Source organism: Meiothermus rufus DSM 22234, from assembly GCF_000423425.1.
Lineage (GTDB): Bacteria > Deinococcota > Deinococci > Deinococcales > Thermaceae > Meiothermus > Meiothermus rufus.
In genome coordinates this window covers 36,756-54,707 of record NZ_AUHY01000006.1, presented here as the reverse complement: position 1 = coordinate 54,707, position 17,952 = coordinate 36,756, and the positions used below count along the sequence as shown (strand labels likewise).

Annotated in this window: 18 protein-coding genes; 3 read left to right on the top strand and 15 right to left on the bottom strand. The window is 63.2% G+C overall.

What is annotated here, in order from left to right; all coding sequences use genetic code 11:
• Nucleotides 1–78: 78 nt before the first annotated feature.
• The 11 genes from G552_RS0101475 to G552_RS0101425 form a co-directional block, all read right to left on the bottom strand.
• Nucleotides 79–1,419, bottom strand: a complete 1,341-nt coding sequence (locus G552_RS0101475) for an aminotransferase class III-fold pyridoxal phosphate-dependent enzyme (RefSeq protein WP_027881401.1) — start codon at nt 1,417–1,419, stop codon at nt 79–81.
• 105 nt (nt 1,420–1,524) lie between these two features.
• Entirely contained in the window at nt 1,525–1,974 is a 450-nt protein-coding gene (locus G552_RS0101470; protein ID WP_027881400.1) for a divergent PAP2 family protein, read from the bottom strand.
• Nucleotides 1,975–1,980: 6 nt separating this feature from the next.
• Complete coding sequence (folD, locus tag G552_RS0101465; RefSeq protein WP_027881399.1) at nt 1,981–2,856, bottom strand: bifunctional methylenetetrahydrofolate dehydrogenase/methenyltetrahydrofolate cyclohydrolase FolD; 876 nt, start codon at nt 2,854–2,856, stop codon at nt 1,981–1,983.
• Between the two features lie 20 nt (nt 2,857–2,876).
• The gene (nusB, locus tag G552_RS0101460; RefSeq protein ID WP_027881398.1) at nt 2,877–3,338 is read right to left on the bottom strand and encodes a transcription antitermination factor NusB; all 462 of its coding nucleotides are present in this window, start codon (nt 3,336–3,338) and stop codon (nt 2,877–2,879) included.
• Nucleotides 3,339–3,358: 20 nt separating this feature from the next.
• A complete protein-coding gene (locus G552_RS0101455; protein ID WP_027881397.1) occupies nt 3,359–3,694 on the bottom strand; it encodes an Asp23/Gls24 family envelope stress response protein in 336 nt (111 codons plus the stop codon).
• Nucleotides 3,695–3,761: 67 nt separating this feature from the next.
• Nucleotides 3,762–4,832, bottom strand: a complete 1,071-nt coding sequence (locus G552_RS0101450) for a branched-chain amino acid ABC transporter permease (protein WP_027881396.1) — start codon at nt 4,830–4,832, stop codon at nt 3,762–3,764.
• 13 nt (nt 4,833–4,845) lie between these two features.
• Nucleotides 4,846–6,750, bottom strand: coding sequence for an AMP-binding protein (locus tag G552_RS0101445; protein WP_027881395.1), 1,905 nt, complete (start codon nt 6,748–6,750; stop codon nt 4,846–4,848).
• Nucleotides 6,747–7,502: an ABC transporter ATP-binding protein gene (locus G552_RS0101440; protein WP_027881394.1), complete on the bottom strand. Its 756-nt coding sequence runs from the start codon at nt 7,500–7,502 to the stop codon at nt 6,747–6,749. The genes G552_RS0101445 and G552_RS0101440 overlap by 4 nt, the downstream gene beginning before the upstream one ends.
• 51 nt (nt 7,503–7,553) lie before the next feature.
• Nucleotides 7,554–8,339 (bottom strand): ABC transporter ATP-binding protein, encoded by a 786-nt coding sequence (locus G552_RS0101435; protein WP_027881393.1) that lies wholly within the window; start codon nt 8,337–8,339, stop codon nt 7,554–7,556.
• A gap of 20 nt (nt 8,340–8,359) precedes the next feature.
• Nucleotides 8,360–9,274: a branched-chain amino acid ABC transporter permease gene (locus G552_RS0101430; protein ID WP_027881392.1), complete on the bottom strand. Its 915-nt coding sequence runs from the start codon at nt 9,272–9,274 to the stop codon at nt 8,360–8,362.
• Nucleotides 9,275–9,366: 92 nt separating this feature from the next.
• The gene (locus G552_RS0101425; protein ID WP_027881391.1) at nt 9,367–10,560 is read right to left on the bottom strand and encodes an ABC transporter substrate-binding protein; all 1,194 of its coding nucleotides are present in this window, start codon (nt 10,558–10,560) and stop codon (nt 9,367–9,369) included.
• A 179-nt stretch (nt 10,561–10,739) separates the two neighbouring features.
• Here G552_RS0101425 and G552_RS0101420 point away from each other — a divergent pair, with 179 nt between their 5' ends.
• Nucleotides 10,740–11,387: a GNAT family N-acetyltransferase gene (locus G552_RS0101420; RefSeq protein WP_036270112.1), complete on the top strand. Its 648-nt coding sequence runs from the start codon at nt 10,740–10,742 to the stop codon at nt 11,385–11,387.
• On the opposite strand, the gene G552_RS0101415 is transcribed toward G552_RS0101420, so the two are convergent.
• The 3 genes from G552_RS0101415 to G552_RS0101405 are packed head-to-tail and all read right to left on the bottom strand — an operon-like array spanning nt 11,384 to nt 14,674.
• Nucleotides 11,384–11,884: a DinB family protein gene (locus G552_RS0101415; protein ID WP_036270110.1), complete on the bottom strand. Its 501-nt coding sequence runs from the start codon at nt 11,882–11,884 to the stop codon at nt 11,384–11,386. The two genes, G552_RS0101420 and G552_RS0101415, sit on opposite strands and share 4 nt — an antisense overlap.
• A 53-nt stretch (nt 11,885–11,937) precedes the next feature.
• On the bottom strand, nt 11,938–13,254 hold the full coding sequence (locus G552_RS0101410) for a TldD/PmbA family protein (protein ID WP_027881388.1): 1,317 nt from the start codon (nt 13,252–13,254) through the stop codon (nt 11,938–11,940).
• A gap of 25 nt (nt 13,255–13,279) precedes the next feature.
• Nucleotides 13,280–14,674 (bottom strand): TldD/PmbA family protein, encoded by a 1,395-nt coding sequence (locus G552_RS0101405; protein ID WP_027881387.1) that lies wholly within the window; start codon nt 14,672–14,674, stop codon nt 13,280–13,282.
• Nucleotides 14,675–14,864: 190 nt separating this feature from the next.
• Between G552_RS0101405 and G552_RS0101400 the strand changes: the two genes are divergently transcribed.
• Complete coding sequence (locus G552_RS0101400) at nt 14,865–16,037, top strand: N-acetylmuramoyl-L-alanine amidase family protein (protein ID WP_036270119.1); 1,173 nt, start codon at nt 14,865–14,867, stop codon at nt 16,035–16,037.
• A gap of 18 nt (nt 16,038–16,055) precedes the next feature.
• Nucleotides 16,056–17,012 (top strand): calcium/sodium antiporter, encoded by a 957-nt coding sequence (locus G552_RS0101395; protein ID WP_027881385.1) that lies wholly within the window; start codon nt 16,056–16,058, stop codon nt 17,010–17,012.
• Here G552_RS0101395 and holA read toward each other — a convergent pair.
• The gene (gene holA / locus G552_RS0101390; RefSeq protein WP_027881384.1) at nt 17,009–17,941 is read right to left on the bottom strand and encodes a DNA polymerase III subunit delta; all 933 of its coding nucleotides are present in this window, start codon (nt 17,939–17,941) and stop codon (nt 17,009–17,011) included. The genes G552_RS0101395 and holA overlap by 4 nt on opposite strands.
• Between the last annotated feature and the right edge of the window lie 11 nt (nt 17,942–17,952).

The window sequence follows — 17,952 nt, the reverse complement described above, 5'->3', positions numbered from 1 at the left end:
CCGAGGCCAGTACGGAAGCGCTTCTACAAAAACCCACCTTGCCAAAGCGGCAAAGCGGGAGTACAACCCATACGTGCGCTAATCGGCGGCGGCGGGTGCTACCCCCAGGGCCTTGTCCACCAGGGCCAGGCCCTCCTCAATGATGTCCAGGCCGTATTGCAGCTCCTCGCGGGTAATGACCAAGGGCGGGCAGACCCACAGCATGTTGAAACGGCTAAAGGCGTAGAGATATCTGGAGCGGAGGAAGGCCGCCAGCTTCTGCATCTCGGGTGAGGTGCCGTTGAAGGGGGCCAAAGGTTCTTTGCTGGCCTTGTCGCGCACCAGTTCGATGACGCTGAACAGCCCAATGTAGCGCACGTCGCCCACGCAGGCATACTTGCGCTTCATGGCCTCGAGGCGCTCGCCTAGGTAGCGGCCCTGCTCTAAAGTATTCTCGAACAGGCGCTCCTCCTCGTAGACCTGCAGGTTGGCGACGGCCGCCGCGCAGGAAACCGGGTGGCCGGAGTAGGTCAGCCCACCCCAGAGCATGTGCTCCTCGAAAAACTCGGCGATGGGCTGGGATACGATCACCGCCCCTAAGGGCATATAGCCGCTGGTTAGACCCTTGGCACAGGTTACGATGTCCGGTTTGATACCGTAGTGCTGCGTGGAAAGCCACTTACCGGTACGGCCAAAACCCGACATCACCTCGTCAGTGATGAGCAGGATGCCATACTTGTCGCATAGCGCCCGCAGTTTGGGGTAGTAGTCCTCGGGCGGCACCAACAGCCCGTTCGAGCCGGTGATGCCCTCCACCATGATGGCCGCGATGGTGTGGGGGCCCTCCAGCTGAATGACCTCTTCGATGTGGCTCACGCATTCCCGCCCGCAGGTCTCGCGGGTCTTACCGAAAGGGCAACGATAGCAGTAGGGGTCAAAAACCCGCACGATGCCGGGAATACCCGGCTCCACCGGCCAGCGGCGAGGGTCGCCGGAAGCGGTCATAGCCCCCATGGTAGCCCCGTGGTAGGAGCGGTAGCGGGTGATGATCTTATCGCGCCCGGTGTACAGACGCGCGATTTTCATCGCGTTCTCGTTGGCCTCGGCCCCACCCAAGGTGAAAAAGCTCTTGGCGAGGCCGGTCACCTCGGCCAGCTTCTTGCCCAAAGCACCCCGCGGTTCAGTAGCAAAGCTAGGCCCGGCAAAACAAAGCTCGTCTACCTGCTTTTTGATAGCCTCGAGAACCTTAGGGTGCTGATGGCCAACATTGATGTTGATGAGCTGGCTGCTAAAATCCAACCACTTGTGGCCCTCCCCGTCCCAGAACCACACCCCTTGGGCTTTAGCCATGTGGATAGGATGGGCACTTTTCTGTACGGACCAGGAAAACAAGGTGTAGTCGCGGTTCTCCTGAATGACTTGCTGGGATGAAGGTTTCATCGCTCGGCCTCCTGGGCAGTTTTGTTTGTCAATGGTAGACCCAAGGGTCAGCCGGGCGCAATGGACACAGTGTAAAGAGAAGTAATCCGAGCTTATATAGAGAGTTCAGAACAGGGCAAAGCTCAGCAGCGCAAAAAGAATGCCCAAGGTTGCCCCCACGGCCACCTCGAGGTAGGTGTGGCCCAGCAACTCCTTGAGCGGTTCGGGTTGGGGCCCCTGCTGCACTAGGGCTCGAAACTCCTCGATGAGGTCGTTGAGGCGTTGGGCATGTAACCCTGCCGCCCGGCGGATGCCGGTAGCATCGTACATTACGATGATGGCCAACACCACCGCAATAGCAAAAAAAGCGCTGTCCCAGCCTTCGGTAATGCCTACTCCAGTAGCCAGAGCAGCCACCGTGGCCGAGTGCGAGGAGGGCATTCCGCCGGTCTCGGCCAGGCGCTCCCACTCCCAGCGGCGCTCCACCATGTAGTAGATGAAAAGCTTGAGCATCTGGGCCACAACACTGGCCAAAATAGCCGTCCACAGCACCTGGTTGGAGAAGAGCTCAGCCACTGTGCACTATCTTACCATCGGCTGAGGCTGGGTTACCCCTCGCCGGCGCATGGCCGCCCACACGGTATTGCGCAGGAGCATCGCTACCGTCATAGGGCCTACCCCGCCCGGCACCGGGGTTAGGGCCGAGGCTACTTGGGCCACCTCGGGTGCCACGTCGCCCACCAGGATGTCGCGGCCCTTCTCGTTCTGGCCCACCCGGTTGATGCCGACGTCGACCACCACCGCGCCCGGGCGCACCATCTCGGGGGTAATCAGGCCCGGTTTACCCACTGCCGCCACCAGTATGTCGGCCCGGCGGCAGACCTCGACTAGGTTCTGGGTGCGGGAATGGGCCAGGGTTACCGTGGCGTGGGCCCGCAGCATCATGGCCGCCAGGGGCTTGCCCACCAGGTTGCTGCGCCCCACAATCACTACCTCTTTGCCGGCTAGGGGAATCTGGTAGTGGGCCAGCAAGCGCATGACCCCCGCCGGCGTGCAAGACTCTAGGGCCTCTAGTCCCATCCACAAGCGCCCCGCATTGGTAGGGGTCAGACCGTCCACATCCTTCCGGGGGTCTATGGCCTCGAGTACGGCGTTGAAGTCGATGTGCTGGGGCACTGGGGACTGCACTAGAATACCATCTACCCCAGGGTCGGCATTGAGCTGGGCAATGTGGTGTAAAAGCGCCTCCTGGCTCAGGGTTTCCGGGAAAACGTCCACCTGGCTCAAAAGCCCCAGTTTTCTGGCCTGGCGATCTTTTAACCGCACATAGGCCACCGAGGCTGGGTCTTCCCCTAGGCGTACCACCCGCAGGTGAGGCACAAAGGGTAGTTGGGCCAGCTGGGCTTTGAGTTCCTGATAAACTGTCTCAGCAACCGGAGGACCGGCAAGTTCCAGCATGCGCACCTCAAAAAAATAGCCTAGTCGCTGTCCTGAACCGCGGGGGGAAGCTCACCGGCCTCGATGCGCTTGTGCAGCCGGGCCAACACGCCGTTGACGAAGCGGCCCGAGTCCTCCCCCCCATAGCGCCGGGCAATCCTGACCGCCACCTCGATTAGAGGAGCGTGGGGCGTCGGCTCAAAGAGCATCTCGTAGGTAGCCAGGCGCAGCACCGCCAGGTCGGTCTTGGCCATTTGGGCAAAACTCCAGCCCTGGATGGTGCTGGCCAGGGCCTGGTTGACCACCTCCTGTTGGGCCTGGTAGCCCTGCACCAGGCGTTGGGCAAAGGCGAGGCCCTCGGGGTCGAGGGTATCCCAGTCTGGCTCGGAATCGTCGGGCTCGAGCTCCTGGGTGGCGTGCTGCCAGGCCACCTCGAGGGGAACCCCGCCTACCGCGTGCTCGAAGAGCACCTTAAAGGCCAGTTCACGGGCCTTACGCCGCATACACCCTCCCCAACCGAGCCTCAGGCCGCATGGGGCTCCTTGTACTCTACGCCCACTACCGTCACATTGACCGCCCGAACCTTGAGTCCAGTAGAGGCTGTAAGCACCTCAGCCACGGTTCGCTGGGCTTCCCTGGCTACTTCCATGACCGGCCGGCCATAGTCCACGCTTACGTTGAGGTCCACGGTGAGGCTATCCCCCTCACGCTCGAGGCGTACTGGGCGGGAGCGGCGGCCCGAGAGGACATCGCCCACACTACGGGCCCCGGTCTGCGCCAGGCGCAGCCCCTTTTGCTCCTCGAGGGCCAGCACCACCAGGCTGACCAGGGCCGATTCAGATAGGTCGTAATCCACCATGCCCGTAGTTTACCTGTTTAGCGCCAAAGCGCCCACCTGTCCCACGAGCACGGCCACGCCTCCGCCTTCAGTAAGGTAGAGGCCAGGTGCGGAAGTAGTCCCGGATACGGCCCCACAACCCTACCAGCCCCCTGGGCTCTAGAATCAGGAACATCAGGATCAGCACCCCAAAGGCCACACTGCGCCAGGCCGAAAGCTGGGCCACGTACTGCGGGCCAAAGGCCCCCGCGATCACGCTCAAGGTCTCGGGAATCAAAACGATGAAGAAAGAGCCCAACACAGCACCCAGCACAGTTCCTGCACCACCCACGATAACGATGGCTAGGTACTGGATGCTAAAGGCCAGGACAAAGTTGTCGGGCGTCACTGCCCCAATAAGGTGCATCAAAATCCCCCCAGCGATGCCCCCATAAAAGGCTGAAAGGGCAAATGCGGTGAGTTTGGCTCGCACCAAATCCACCCCAGAAAGCTGGGCCGAGAGGTCGTTGTCGCGCACGGCAAACCAAGTCCGGCCTGCCCGGGTGGAAAGCAGCCGCTTGGCGTAGAAGAACATGGGGATGGCAAAGGCTAAACCGATGTAGAAGACCACCCGGTCGTCGGCCAGCGGGAGACCCCAAAAGGTAGCCTCGGCGGGAATCCGGCGCCCTGCCACACCCCCGGTAAAGTCGGTCCAGCGCTTGAAGATATAGTCGGCTAAGAACTGGAAGGCCAGGGTGGCGATGGCCAGGTAGGCCCCCTTAATGCGCAAGGAGGGAATACCCAACACTACCCCAATGGCTGCGGCCACTAGCCCCCCTAGCAAGATACCCAGCGGGGCCAAGTCGCCGCTAAGGTGGCTGGAAACATAGGCCCCTACGCCCACAAACGCCGCCTGGCCCAGGGAAATCTGGCCCGCTCCACCCACCAGCAAGTGCAGGCCCAGCCCAGCCAGGGCGGCAATCAGAATCTGGGTGGCCACAAACATGGGGTACTGCGGCAGCAAAAGGGGCAAAACCAGCAAACCCACCAAGGCCACAGCCAACCAAAAGCGCCCCTGGGGGGTGCTGGCGTAGGCCTCGTCCTGGCGGTAGTCTTCCCGTACGGTGCGGGAAAAGCGGCGGCTGAATGCATCGGTCAGCGACTGGCTCAAGCGGTACACAACCCACCCCCCCTCATGCCCCCACCTTTTCTTTTGGCAAGGAGCGGCCCACCTCGGCAATCCGCACCTCGGCCTCGAGCCTTCCTTCCCCCTCGAGGTATTTAATGGGCAGGGTCAGCCGAACCAGGCTCGAGCCGTCGTATAGCCCGGCAATCAGGACGGCATAGCGGCCTTCCACCGTACCCCGCTTAACCTTGCGGGTACGGGTAATCTCCTCATCGTCGGCGTGCAACTCTTTGGGCAGGATGGCGAAGCGGCGCACCCTAAGCTCCTCGGGTAGGCTCTCGCAAGCCATGCGTAGTTCCTGGGCAATCAGCTCGTAGACCTGGGGGTTAGCGGTCAGGCTTTGGTAGGTGGTGAAGATGATGCCCCGTTTGCGGGCCCAGTTCTGGGTGTTCTCAGGGTCCAGCTCGATGAGTGCGGTGACAAAAGGCTTCCCGTGACCAATTACTACCGCTTCACGGATATATGGGGAGTATTTGAGGCGGTTCTCCAAAAACTGGGGCGCAAAGCGCGTCCCATCGGCTAAGGCCCCCACCTCCTTGAGCCGGCCCAGAAGCACCAGATGACCGTTTTCATTGAAGAAGCCGGCATCGCCCGTGCGGAACCAACCATCCTCAGTGAAGCTCTCCCGGGTAGCCGCCTCGTTCTTGAAATAACCGCTGAAGACCTGCGCACCTTTAACCTGGATTTCCCCGTCCTCGGCGATGCGCACCTGGGTATGGGATAGCGGCTTCCCTACCGTCTCCGGGGGGGTATCGCCGGGCAGGTGGGCCACGCTGGTGGCCGCGGTCTCGGACTGCCCATAGACCTGGCGGATGTCTACCCCTAAAGCACGGAAGAAGGTAAAAACCTCCGGCCCCAAAGGAGCCCCACCCGTCGCCGCGATGCGGCAGGCCGCCAACCCCAGCCGGGCCCGGATGGGGCGGGCCACCAAGGGGTAGGCCAAAGCCCGGGCCAGCTCCAGGCCAAACCCGATGGGCTCGCGGCGGAACTCCCGCTGGGCACACTCCAGCAGCACCCCCATGCCCCAGCGGTAAACGGCTTTTTTCAGACCGTCGGCGTCCTCCATCCGGCTACGCACAATGGCGGCCATATCCTCCCAAAGGCGGGCCGGGGCCAGGTAAAAGTCGGGCTGTACCTCCTTCACATCCTCACGCACGGTCATCATGTCCTCGGGGAAGTGCACCACCGTGCCATCGGTCAGGCTACGCACCACTGTGAGCATCTGCTCCCCAATCCAGGGCAGGGGTAGATAGGAGAACACCCACTCCCCCCCACCGATGGCAATAGCGTCCTGGCCGGCCTTGGCCCCTGCGATAAGCTGGCGGTGGGACAGCATAGCTAGCTTGCTACGGGCTGTGGTTCCAGAAGTGGGGGCCAGCAAGGCGATGGTCTCGGGCCGAAGCTGAGCCTTGGCCGCCTCCACCGCCGAGCGGTTTCGCTCCGAGCGGCCCTGCTCCAGCACGGCGCTGAAGGGGCGCACCTTAGGACTCCAGTACTTGCTCATCCCGGCCTCTTCCCAGACCAGTACGAAGCGGAGCCTGTCCAGGTGGGGCAGCACCTTATCGAGCTGCTCCTCATCCGAGAGCACGATTCCCGCACACTGGGAAAACTCGATGAAGTAGCCCACCTCCTCTGGCATGGCATCGGCGTAGATGCCCATGGGCATGGCCCCCACGGTCTGGGCCGCCAGCTCGGCCATAACCCACTCCGGGGCATTCTGGCCCAGAATGGCCAGCACATCCCCTGGGGCCAGGCCCAGCTCGAGCAGCCCCCCCGCCAGGTGGATTACCTGTTCTTGTAAAGCAGCCCAGGTAGTGGTCTGCCACACCCCCAGGCGCTTGACCCGCAGCGCAGGGGTGTGGGGTTTGGAACGGGCGTGTTGGGCCAGGAGTTCCACAAGGGTCTCGCTCATGCGCTCCTCCCCAGATAGGCCTCTGCCACACGGGGGTTGTCCCGCACCCCCGCCGGGGCTCCCTGGTACAGCACCTCGCCATAGGACATCACCAGCACCCCAGTCGAAAGCTCCAGCACAGCCTTCAGGTCGTGCTCCACCAGCACCAGCGTCACCCCCCACTCCCGCCGGGCATCCAGCAGAAAGCGGGCCAGGTCCTGCTTTTCCTCCAGGCTAAGCCCCGCCATGGGCTCGTCGAGCAAAAGGAGTTTGGGCCGTCCGGCCAGCGCCCGCGCCACTTCCACGCGTTTTTGCAGGCCGTAAGGCAGGGCACCTGCCGGAGCATGGCGGTAGGGGGAAAGGTGTAGGTAGTCCAGCACTTCCTCGGCATGGCGGCGAATTTCCCACTCGAGCCTCGCCTTGGGCAGCAGGTCGGTGTAGGCCCCTACGGCCAGTTCCGCACCCAGCTTGGCGTTTTCCAAGACGGTCATGCCGCGGAAGAGCTCGAGGTTTTGGAAGGTACGACCCAGCCCTTTGCGCACCCGCTGCTGAGGGCTCAATCCAGCCAGATCCTCGCCCAAAAAGGTGACCCGCCCCTGCTGGGGCTTGTACAGCCCCGAGAGCACGTTGAGCAGGCTGGTTTTGCCCGCCCCATTGGGGCCGATAACCGCAAAAAGGTCGCCCTGCGAAACACGGAAGCTCACCCCCACCAGGGCTTTGACCCCGCGGAAGGAGAGGTGCAGGTCGTGGGCCTCGAGCAATACCCTAGACATGCTTCACCCCACAGAAAACCTCGAGCCGTTCTCCACTGCGACAAACAGGCCCTAGACCCATCGCTTCCTCCTACGGTAGCGCTTGGCCTCGGAAAAACCCCCGGCCACCGCCCCACCCAGGTAAAACTCCATCACATCGGCGTCGGCCTGCGCCTGCTGGGCGGTACCTTCGAAGACCACCCGGCCCTGCTCCATCACATACACCCGCTCTACAATAGAGAAGGCCGCGCGGGCGTTCTGCTCCACCAAAACCAAGGTGAGGTCCTTATCGCGGCGCAGCGCATCCAGCACCTGCATCACCTCCTCGGTGAGCTTGGGGGAAAGCCCTAGGCTGGGCTCATCCACCACCAGGATGCGAGGCTCGGTGAGCAAGGCCATCCCCAGTAGCAGCATCTGCTGCTCCCCTCCGGAAAGATACCCCCCCTGCTCGAACCGGCGCTCGTAGAGACGGGGGAAGCGAGTGAAAATTTCCTCGGTGATTTCCTTCTGACGCTGGGGAGAGAGCTTGTGGCCTGCAGCCCGGAGGTTCTCTAGCACGGTCAGGTAGCGGAAGATGGGGCGGCCCTCCAAAATGGCCGTCAGACCCAACGAGGCCACCTTGAGCGCCGGTAGGTGATGGGCCTCCTGACCATTGAGGACTATCCTTCCGTCCAGCACCCGCCCGTCGTACTGTGGCAGCAGACCCGCCATGGCCCGCACCAGGGTGCTCTTACCCGCCCCGTTCGGCCCTAAGAGGGCAATGGCCTCGCCCCTCCCCGCGCGAAGGCTCACCCCCTGCAACGCCAGGATGACCCCCCGGTAAACCACCTTCAGGTTCTCCACGTTGATCTCAGCCATGCAAAGCTCCTACAGGGGTTTCAAACCCGCTCGATGCGATGCTGCCCAAAAAGGCCATAGGGCCGAACCAGCAGCACCAGCAGCACGATCACAAAGGGGATGGCTTGGGTAATGCCGGGCAGCAAGGACTCGAGATAAAGCTGGGAAAAGGCCTCGATCAAGCCAATCAGCAACCCCGCCACCACAGCACCCGGCACCGAGTCGAATCCCCCTAGGATGGCGATGGGGAAAACAATCAAACCCAACAGAACCAGGTGATGACCTGGGCCACCGCCCCCTGCGGCACCCGCCAGAAAAGCCCCACCAATGGTAGCCATTACCGCGGAAACCCCCCAGGCCACCGCCACCACCCGCGGGGCATTTATGCCCATGGCCAAGGCTGCCGTCTCACTTTCGGAAACAGCCCGCAACAAGACCCCGTAGCGGCTGTATTTGAGCAAAACCACTAGTAGAATCGCCAGTGGCAGGGCCAAAATCAGGCTCCAAACCGCCTTGGAGGAAAGGAAAACGCCCCCTATGCTGAAAGCCAGGTTGGGCACCTCCTTAGGGAGCTGGGCGATGCTGGCCGCCCCCATGGCCTTCTGGTCGGGCCCCCAAACAATCAGGGCGGCCCCATCCAGGGCCGAGGCCAGCCCGATCGTGGCCATGATGACAGCCACCACGTTGCGCCCCAAAAGCGGGCGCACAAAACCCCGCTCCACCAGCACCCCAAAGGCAAAAGCCAGGGGCAAAGCCAGAAAAATGGCTGGCAGCATGGGTAGGAAAAGCGAAAGGGTATAGGTCAGGTAAGCGCCGATAAGCAAAAACTCCGCGATAGCGAAGTTGACCACGCTGGTAGCACGGTACACCAGCACGAAGCCAGCGGTGATCACCGCATACAAGGCCCCATTGGCTAGACCGTTGAAAACGGTTTGCAGAACCAGTGCAAAATCCATGTTCTCCTCGAGACAAAGCCCAACCCAAGGCAGCGGGGCCTGCGCAAGGGGCCGGGGCCGAGCCAGGCCCGCCCCCGGCCACCCAGACCTGGCTAAAGCTTAGAGCCGTCCACCCAGTCGGTCATGGCGTCGAAGCGGCCATCGCGCACGTTGGCCCGGTAGAGCTTGGTGAAGGGCAGCCGCCGGTTGACCCAGCGCAGGTTGCGCACCTGCCCACCGGCGTTGTAGTCGCCTAGGGTGTCCAAGGCCTGAATCATCCCCGGTCGGGTCAGGTTACCGGCAGCGTGGGCCCGGCGCATGGCCTCAGCAATCACGTCCATGGCCATCCAAGAGCCCATGTAGTAGGTGGTGCGGTAGGAGAGGTCGCGCCCTTTGGAACGGCGCAAGGCACGGATCTGCTCCACGGCGGGCACAGTGGCGTCGTAGTAATAGGCGTTGTGGTAGGTCACGATGAAGCCGTCGGCAGCAGCCCCGGCCCGCTGCATCAGAGCCAGCTCGGCGGAGTAGTAGGTGCCCATGAAGGTCGCACGGATGCCCTGCTCCCGCGCCGCCCGCACCAGGAGGGGCTCCACGGTGAGCACATAGCCCTGCAGAATCACGAAGTCGGGCTGGGCCTGGCGCAGCTTGGTCACAATGGGGGTGGCGTCGGCAATAGCCAGGGGGGTTACCTCCTCACCCACGATCTGGAAGCCCAGCCGGGCTGACTGCTCCTTGATGAAGGGGATGGGGTCGCGGCCAAACTCGGAGTTGGAATAGCAGAGGAAAATCTTAGCCCCGCGCCCCTTCTGCCGGCGAATCTGCTGCAGCAAGGCCCCCGCCATGTCGTTGTAGGTGGGACCAAAGACGAAAATGGTGGGGTAGGTCTGGGGATCGGCCAGCTCGTTGGAGAAGGAGGTGGCCGTGTAGGGTAGCTGCAAGCGGGTGATTTCCGGGGCTAGGGCTTTGGAAAGCCCGGTGGAGTTGCCGTATACAAACACCAGTTCGTCTGGGCGTTCGCGCTGCACAATGCGGTTGAACACCGCCGTACCCCGGGCCACGTCGTAGCCGTCGTCCTCCACCACCAGCTCGAAACGCCGTCCGCCGATGCCACCCCTATCGTTGATGAGGTCTGCCGCATCGCGGAAGGCCTCGAGGGCCGCGTTACCCGCAAAAGCAAAGGACCCGGTGAGGGGTAGAATGGCCGCAAGCTTGACCGGGCGGGCCTGGGCCCGGGCAATCATCCAGGGGCTGTAGACCGTAGAAGCCGCTAAACCAGCTTTGAGAACCTGCCGACGCGTTAGTTTCATGTTAACCCTCCTCAGCAACAAGCTTTGGTTTTGTTGTGGTCTTAGGATACTAACCCCTTTGCATTTTTGGAAGGCTTACGGGGCAAGTTTGAACTCTACGTCTAAATTTCGCTAAACCCGAAACCCCGTAGAAAAGGCCCCCAAAAGCCTCTATCCTGAACCCCAAGGAGGCCCTTTCGATGAACCCCAACCTGACCCAGCCCATCACCCTCGAGGGTCGCCTGGTTCGCCTCGAGCCTCTTACGCTCGAGCATCTGCCGGTACTGCTGAAGCTGGCGCGCCTCGAGGAATACCCCTACACCCAGGTTCCCAAGACCGAAGAGGGCATGCGCCGCTACATCCAGGCTGCCCTGGAGGAACAGGCCCGGGGCCAGGCCCTGCCCTTTCTAACGGTAGACCGGCGGAGCGGCCAGGCCGTGGGCAGCACCCGCTTTGGCGCGTTTGAGTACTGGCCCTGGGAAACGAACAGCCCCTACCGCCGAGCGGGCCTGCCCGATGCGGTGGAAATTGGCTGGACCTGGCTGGCCCCCCAGGCCCAGCGTACCGGCCTCAACACCGAGGCCAAGCTGCTGATGCTCACCCACGCCTTCGAGGTCTATAGGGTCTACCGGGTTACCCTCAAAACCGATGCCCGAAACCTACGCTCGCGCCAGGCCATCGCCCGGCTGGGGGCCAGGCTGGACGGCATTCTGCGGGCCCACCGGCCCGCTGCCGATGGGGGCATCCGCGACAGCGCGGTCTACAGCATCCTGGCCCAGGAGTGGCCTGAAGTGAAGGCCCGGCTGCAAGGATTGCTAGCCGCTTATCGGCCCTCGCAGCCCACCTAGCCCGCCTCGACGTAGCCGGCGATGTACTCCAGTTCCTTGAGGTGGCGCAGGTCGTGGCCTGCCAGCATCTTCACGATGAAGGCGATGGTCTCGGGGCCGCGCTGGGGATGGTAGGCCACCTTTTCCCAGTCCTGGGGCTTTAGGTTGCGCAGCAGCTCGAGGTTCCACCGACGCAGGCCGCAAAAGGCATCCAGCGCCAGCTTGGCCGAGTAGCTCTCGTAGTTGCGGTAGCGGATGCCCCAGCGGTCGTGGTCGAAGGCCTGGGCCTGCTCTGCCCCGGCCAGGGCCTGGCGGATGCGGAAACCGTAGCCGATCTCGAGGTCGGCCAGGTGGCAGTAAATCTCCCCTGCGGTCCAGTGGGTCAGCTCGCAGCCCCGGCGCATGTCCAGGCGAGGGAACAGCTCTTCCAGGGCCTCAGGGGTCTGCCGCAGCACTTCCAGGCGGTCGCGCTCGCCCAGGGCCTCGAGGTTCTTCCGAACGTACTCGAGTTGTTCCATAGCCCCATCCTAGAACCAAGACCCCGGTACAAAAATACCCAAACGCGCCCGGCTCAAGCCCCGGCAAACGACAGCTCGGCCACCTCCACCATCGGCGACCCTACGATGCCCATCATGGGGTTCCACTCCAGCTCGGTGCCCAGCGCGGTAATGTGGGCAAGAAGCTCCAGGAAGTTCCCCGCCACGGTGAAGTTTTCCACCGGATAGGCCACCTCGCCCCCTTCCACCTTGAGGCCCAGGGCTTGTAGGCTGAACTCACCCGAGATGGGGTTGGCCCCGGCGTGCAGGCCCATCAGGTCGGTGACCACGATGCCCTCGTCCATCTGGATACCCTGACCCGGCGCCACAAAAAGGTTGGAAGGCCCCACCCCCAGCACCCCCTTGTAGCCCCGCCAGGCGTGGCCGGTGTTGGGCACCCCCATTTTGCGGGCAGTCTCGGCATTGTGCAGGAAGGTCTTGAGCACCCCCTGCTCGATAAGCACCGTGCGCTGGGCCGGGGTTCCCTCGGCATCAAAAGGGCGCGAGGCCAGCCCGCCCGGCAGGGTGGGGTCGTCGACCAGGGTGAAGGTTTCCGAGGCGATCTTCTGGCCTATCTTGCCCGCCAGCAGGCTCTTGCCCTCGAGCACATTTTTGGCCGAAAGCATGAACATCCCCATCACCGCCAGCAGTTGGCCAAAGGCTCTGGGCTCAAAGTAGGCTCTGTAGCGCCCGGTCTTGAGGGGCCGGGCCTCCAGCAAACGGCCCGTTTTCCGAATGAACTCCTGCGCGGTGCGGCCCGGGTCGAGGGCGTGAAACTCCTTAGAAACCTCCAGCTCAAAGGACTGCTTGAGGCTTTGGCCCTGGCCCATCACTGCGTAGGCCATCAGGGCACCGTAGCCATTGCGGAAAGCCCCCGAGACCCCCTGGGTCGAACCTAGGAAAGCCTGGGTCTCGTGCTCGGCATAGCGGGTCATCTGCACCTGGCGCGTCCTTGGGTCGGCCCGCAAGCCCAACTCCACATCTAGCGCAGCCCGACGTTTCTGCTCCAAGGGTGCCGAAAGCCCCTCGCCCAAGAGATCGTGGCGGCCCAGCTCACCGCCAGCAGGCAAGAATCCGCCCGTCTCCGACTGCAACAAAGCGTTCTCGTGGGCTTCGGCCAGCACCCAGTCCAGGGCTTCGGGTGTACGTTCCTCGGTATAGGCATACCCGGTCTTGCCTTCCACCACCACCCGCACCCCCACCCCGCCCTGGGTGGCCTGGGTGATGTTCTCTACCCTACCGCCGTGGGCCTGTACGGTCAGCTCACGGTTTTCTATGGCCAGCACCTCGGCCTCGAGGCCCAGCGCCCTGGCTTTTTGCAAAAGGTAATCCCTGGCTTCTTCAAAGGTCATACACACGCCTCGCTTCTGCAAGGGGCTAGGCCTGCCCCCCGACCACAATCTCCGAGATGAGCAAATGGGGCTGGCCCACCTCCACCGGCAGGCTGCCCGACAGCGAGCCACACATGCCGGGGCCGGTCTCTAAGTCGTCGGAAACCGCCACGATTTTCTGGATGCTCTCGGGACCCTTGCCTACCAGCATGGCTCCCCGCACCGGCTCTTCGATGCGGCCTTTGCGGATGATGTAGCCCTCCTTGACGGCAAAGTTGTACTCCCCCGAGCCGGGCCGCACCTGCCCTCCGCCCATATCGGCGGCATAAAGGCCAAACTCGATGCCCTCAAAGAGCTTCTCCTTGGGCGTGGTGCCGGGGGCAATAAAGGTGTTGCGCATGCGGCTGGTAGGAGCAAAGGTATAGTCCTGGCGGCGGCCCGAGCCGGTGGGGCGGTAGCCGGTCAGGAGGCTGCCCAGCCGGTCGACCATGTAACTCTTGAGTACCCCGTTTTCAATCAGCACGGTGCGCTCGGTGGGGTGTCCTTCGTCGTCGAACTCCTGCGAGCCCCAGCCGTGGGGGGTGGTGCCGTCGTCGATGTAGGTCACCACCTCGGAGGCCACCTTCTCCCCTAACTTATCGGAGAGCACACTGGCCTTCTTGGCCACCGAGGTGGTCTCCAGGAGGTGCCCCAGGGCTTCGTGGAAGATCACCCCGCCAAAGCCATTGCCAATCACCACCGGCATGGTGCCGGCGGGTGCGGGTTTGGCCCGCAGGTTGGTAAGGGCTTGCAGCCCGGCCCTGCGCCCCACCTCGGCGGGAGGGTAGCGGTCGAAGAGCTCGAGGCCCAGCGAAAGCCCCGGCCCCATCACCCCGGTCTGCATCCCCGAGGCGTCCTGGGCGATGGCGGTGACGTAAAAACGGGTGCGCACCCGGCGATCCTCGGCCCAGACGCCCTCGCTAGTAGCCACCAGCACCTCTTGCTCCCACTCGTTTAGTTGGGTCTGCACCTGCTTGATCTGGGGCCCCACCATGGCCCCGGCCTCGGCCTCGCGGATGCGCTCCAGGCGGTAGCGCTTGTCGCGGGCGGTGAAGGGAATCTCGGGGGCGTGCAAGCCCTGGGCCACAGCCCTGCGGAAGTCCAGCCCGCCCTGGCCACGGGCATCGACCTGGCCCGCGCTACCCCTAAGCTTGACCAGGGTTTCGGCCACCTCGAAGAGGCCCTGGGGACTTAGGTCGTTGGTATAGGCATAGACCACCTCGGTACCATAAAAAAGCCGCAGCCCAGCCCCATACTCGATGCCGCTGGTAGCCTCCTTGACCTGGCCCGAGAGCACCCGCAAGGCCCGCCGCCGCCAGCGCTCCACATACAACTCGGCAAAGTCCGCCCCGCCCGCACGGGCACGCTGTAACACCTCTTCTACCAAGGCTTCTGCCAACACGTGACCTCCTCCTAACACCTCTAGGCTAGCAGGGTTTAGCTCAACGCTTTCCGGCGCTAGCTTCCATTTTGAACAAAAAACGGGTCAAGGTATGGGCCCGCGGCTTTTATGAAGGCTGGGGAAGCCACAACTCACCTCTTACCACCACGAACTCACATAGACTAAGACCGCCTTGAGGAGGCTCTTTTTCTTGCTGCTACTCGCCCTAGGGCCATTTGCCCTAAGCCAGGTGCTGCCCCCACCGCGCATTGGCGACCAACCCGGTTTCACCCGGGTGGTGCTGGATCTGCCTAAGGAGGCTACCTACCAGCTCGAGCCCTTGGGGGCTGCGCTAAAGGTCACCCTGCCCGGGCAGAAGGTCAACCCTGGAGTGCATTTTGTGAGCCAACCGGAACTGGCCGGCTATGTGCTGGAGCAGTTTGAAGACCGCGCCACGCTGATTTTGCTCACCCCCCAGGGAGCCACGCCCCGCTCTGGCTTTCGCAGCATGGTATTACCGGCCTTGGAAGGGGAGGGCCAGCGTCTGGTGCTTGACCTTTCGGGAGCCTTTGTGGATACCAGCCCGCTGTCACCCCTTCCGGGCTTTCGCTTTGTTAAGGCTAACGGAAGACGCTTTGCCGTAGTGCTGGACCCCGGGCATGGCGGCCCCGACCCCGGCGCCATGGGGCCGGTAGCGGAGAAGGTGGTGAACCTCGAGGTGGCCCTGCGGGTGCGCCGTCTGCTGGAGGAAGCCGGGGTGGCCGTCACCTTGACCCGCGAGGACGATAACACCTTTTCCCCCGACAAGCGCACCGACCTAAGCCAGCGGGTGGCCTTGGCCGAGGGCAAGGATCTGTTCGTTTCCATTCATGCCAACGCCATTGCTCCCCCCCGGGCTGATGGCTGGTGCGGCCTCGAGGTCTACTACTTTGGCCCCGGCAACGCCCGCCCCTTTTTCCCAGCCCCCGCCCCACTCCAGCCCCCTCCACTGGCCATCGCCCCCAGCCCCTTAGAAACCCTCCCCACCCCACCCGACCTGGCCCAGCCCAGCCCCGAGGACGTCAACCCCATCCCGCCGCAGAGCCTGCCCACCCCCACGCCCCTTATGAACTCACTGCGCCGCATGGAGCTTTCCCGCACCCTGGCCACCCGCGTTATGGCCCATCTGTTGGGGGCCACGGCGGCTTTCAACCGGGGAGTACGCAGCGCCGATTTCTATGTCATCCGCTACAACAGCGTGCCGGCCATCTTGGTGGAAATGGGCTACCTGAGCCACCCCCTCGAGGGGCAGAATCTGCGCCAACCGAACTATCTCGACCGGCTGGCCTATGGGATTGCTCGAGGGGTGCTGGAATACCTGGAAAACGACCATCCTGTGGAGTAACCGGCTATCCTATGGGGCATGGAGCTGCTTCTGAATCTCTTGCTTATCGCAGGTGGTGTGGTGCTCTTGTACTTTGGCGGCGAGGTGCTGGTCAAAAACGCGGTGGTTCTGGCCCGTAGCTGGGGCATCAACACCATGGTGGTAGGCCTGACCGTGGTGGCCTTTGGTACCAGCAGCCCCGAACTGGCCGCCAGTCTGGCTGCAGCCCTTTCCGGCAGCCCCAGCATTGCTATAGGCAACGTAGTGGGCTCGAACATCCTAAACATCCTGCTGATTCTGGGCCTGACCGCCCTAATCCAACCCATACGGGCCCAGGCCCAGTTCATCCGCCGCGAGGTGCCCTTTATGATTGGCACCGCCCTGCTGCTCTGGGCCTTTCTCTACTTGGGCCAGCAGGTAGGCCGCTGGGAAGGGCTTTTTTCGCTGATTTTGCTGGGGCTATACATCGGCTTCCTTTACAAAAGCAGCAGCGGCGAGAACCCAGAGGTAGCCCAGGAATTCGAACAGGAGTACGGCCAGCCCGCCCAGATAAGTTGGCGCAACTACCTCGGGTTGGCTCTGGGGCTAGTCCTGCTGGGGCTGGGGGCCCGCATCCTAACCCTAGGCGCGGTAGCGCTGGCTCGAGGCTTCGGCGTATCCGAGCTGGTGATCGGCCTGACCGTCGTGGCCTTGGGCACCAGCCTACCCGAGTTGGCCGCCTCGGTGGTCGCGGCCCTGCGGCGTGAGCCGGACATTGCCTTGGGCAACATCGTGGGTTCCAATATCTTCAACATCCTGGGCATTTTGGGCCTCACCGCCCTGGTACAACCCATTGACCTACCCTGGGCCAGTATCCAACGGGACATGGCGGTTATGCTGGGAGCCAGCCTGCTGCTGTGGCCCTTTCTGGTCACCGGAGCCCGGCTGGGCCGGCGGGAAGGCGCGGTTTTTCTAGCCCTGTACGCCGCCTATACCTTCTGGCTGCTGCAGGGCTAGGCCGGAGCGTGTAGGGCTGCCAGCCCCACCATGGCCCGCTCTAAGGCCAGGCGCATATCCCTTCCGGTTTTGGCCGCCTCCTCAGCCTCCATAAGAATCTCCAAGGCCCGCACCACCTTCTCCCCTGGCATCCTTTTGGCCAACAGCAAAACCTGCTTGGCGGCATAAGGGTGCATACCCAGGGCGCTGGCCGCAGCCCCCTCACCCAACAAGGGGTCTTGCTGCAACAAAGCCCAGGCCCGGGCTACCCGCACGTACTGCCAGGAAAGCGCGCCCAAAATGCGCAAGGGGTCCTCGCCGCGCTGTAAAAGCTCTTTGGCGTATTTGAAGGCCTGAAGAGGCTTACCCTCGGCAATCGAGCGCACCAGGTCGAAGCCCGAAATGGGCGTCTCCAAGGCAACGAGGGCCTGAACCTTTTCCAAGGTGAGGGGGGGCGTGGCCCATTGCAACTTCTGTAGTTCCTGATCGAGGGCCTCGAGGCCCACGGTGGGGTTCTCCGCGCTTCCTTTTGCGCCCACCAAGCCCGCCAGATACGCGGCCACCGCCCCGGGGAGCTTCAGGCCGTAGTGGCGGGCACGGTTGTGTACCCACTGGGTCATCTCCTTGGGGCTGGGCACAGGATAATCGCGCCGTTGGGCATTGTCGGCATACCACCGGCTGCGTGTGGCACTGGGCTTAGGATCGAGCAGCAGCACTACGGCCCCCTGCGGCAGATGTTGCAACACCTCCCGCAGGGGTTTCCACTCGGCCTCGCCAAGGTCACGCAAATCCACCAGAGCCCCACTGGGGCCGAAAAGCCCACCGCTGACCTCCTGCACCAGCAAAGCCGGCTCGGGAGGCATCAGGCGGGGGGGCAGCCCCTGCAAGCTGGCCTCCTGCAATAAAGCCTCGCGAGCCAGGAAGCTATCCCCGGTGAAAACCTGAATCATGGGTCAACCCG

Bases quoted from the DNA above. Each gene is read 5' to 3' on its own strand.
- G552_RS0101475 (WP_027881401.1), bottom strand. From the start codon at position 1,419: ATGAAACCTTCATCCCAGCAAGTCATTCAGGAGAACCGCGACTACACC.
- folD (WP_027881399.1), bottom strand. From the start codon at position 2,856: ATGCTGGAACTTGCCGGTCCTCCGGTTGCTGAGACAGTTTATCAGGAA.
- nusB (WP_027881398.1), bottom strand. From the start codon at position 3,338: ATGCGGCGTAAGGCCCGTGAACTGGCCTTTAAGGTGCTCTTCGAGCAC.
- G552_RS0101455 (WP_027881397.1), bottom strand. From the start codon at position 3,694: ATGGTGGATTACGACCTATCTGAATCGGCCCTGGTCAGCCTGGTGGTG.
- G552_RS0101445 (WP_027881395.1), bottom strand. From the start codon at position 6,750: ATGAGCGAGACCCTTGTGGAACTCCTGGCCCAACACGCCCGTTCCAAA.
- G552_RS0101440 (WP_027881394.1), bottom strand. From the start codon at position 7,502: ATGTCTAGGGTATTGCTCGAGGCCCACGACCTGCACCTCTCCTTCCGC.
- G552_RS0101435 (WP_027881393.1), bottom strand. From the start codon at position 8,339: ATGGCTGAGATCAACGTGGAGAACCTGAAGGTGGTTTACCGGGGGGTC.
- G552_RS0101430 (WP_027881392.1), bottom strand. From the start codon at position 9,274: ATGGATTTTGCACTGGTTCTGCAAACCGTTTTCAACGGTCTAGCCAAT.
- G552_RS0101425 (WP_027881391.1), bottom strand. From the start codon at position 10,560: ATGAAACTAACGCGTCGGCAGGTTCTCAAAGCTGGTTTAGCGGCTTCT.
- G552_RS0101420 (WP_036270112.1), top strand. From the start codon at position 10,740: ATGAACCCCAACCTGACCCAGCCCATCACCCTCGAGGGTCGCCTGGTT.
- G552_RS0101415 (WP_036270110.1), bottom strand. From the start codon at position 11,884: ATGGAACAACTCGAGTACGTTCGGAAGAACCTCGAGGCCCTGGGCGAG.
- G552_RS0101410 (WP_027881388.1), bottom strand. From the start codon at position 13,254: ATGACCTTTGAAGAAGCCAGGGATTACCTTTTGCAAAAAGCCAGGGCG.
- G552_RS0101395 (WP_027881385.1), top strand. From the start codon at position 16,056: ATGGAGCTGCTTCTGAATCTCTTGCTTATCGCAGGTGGTGTGGTGCTC.
- holA (WP_027881384.1), bottom strand. From the start codon at position 17,941: ATGATTCAGGTTTTCACCGGGGATAGCTTCCTGGCTCGCGAGGCTTTA.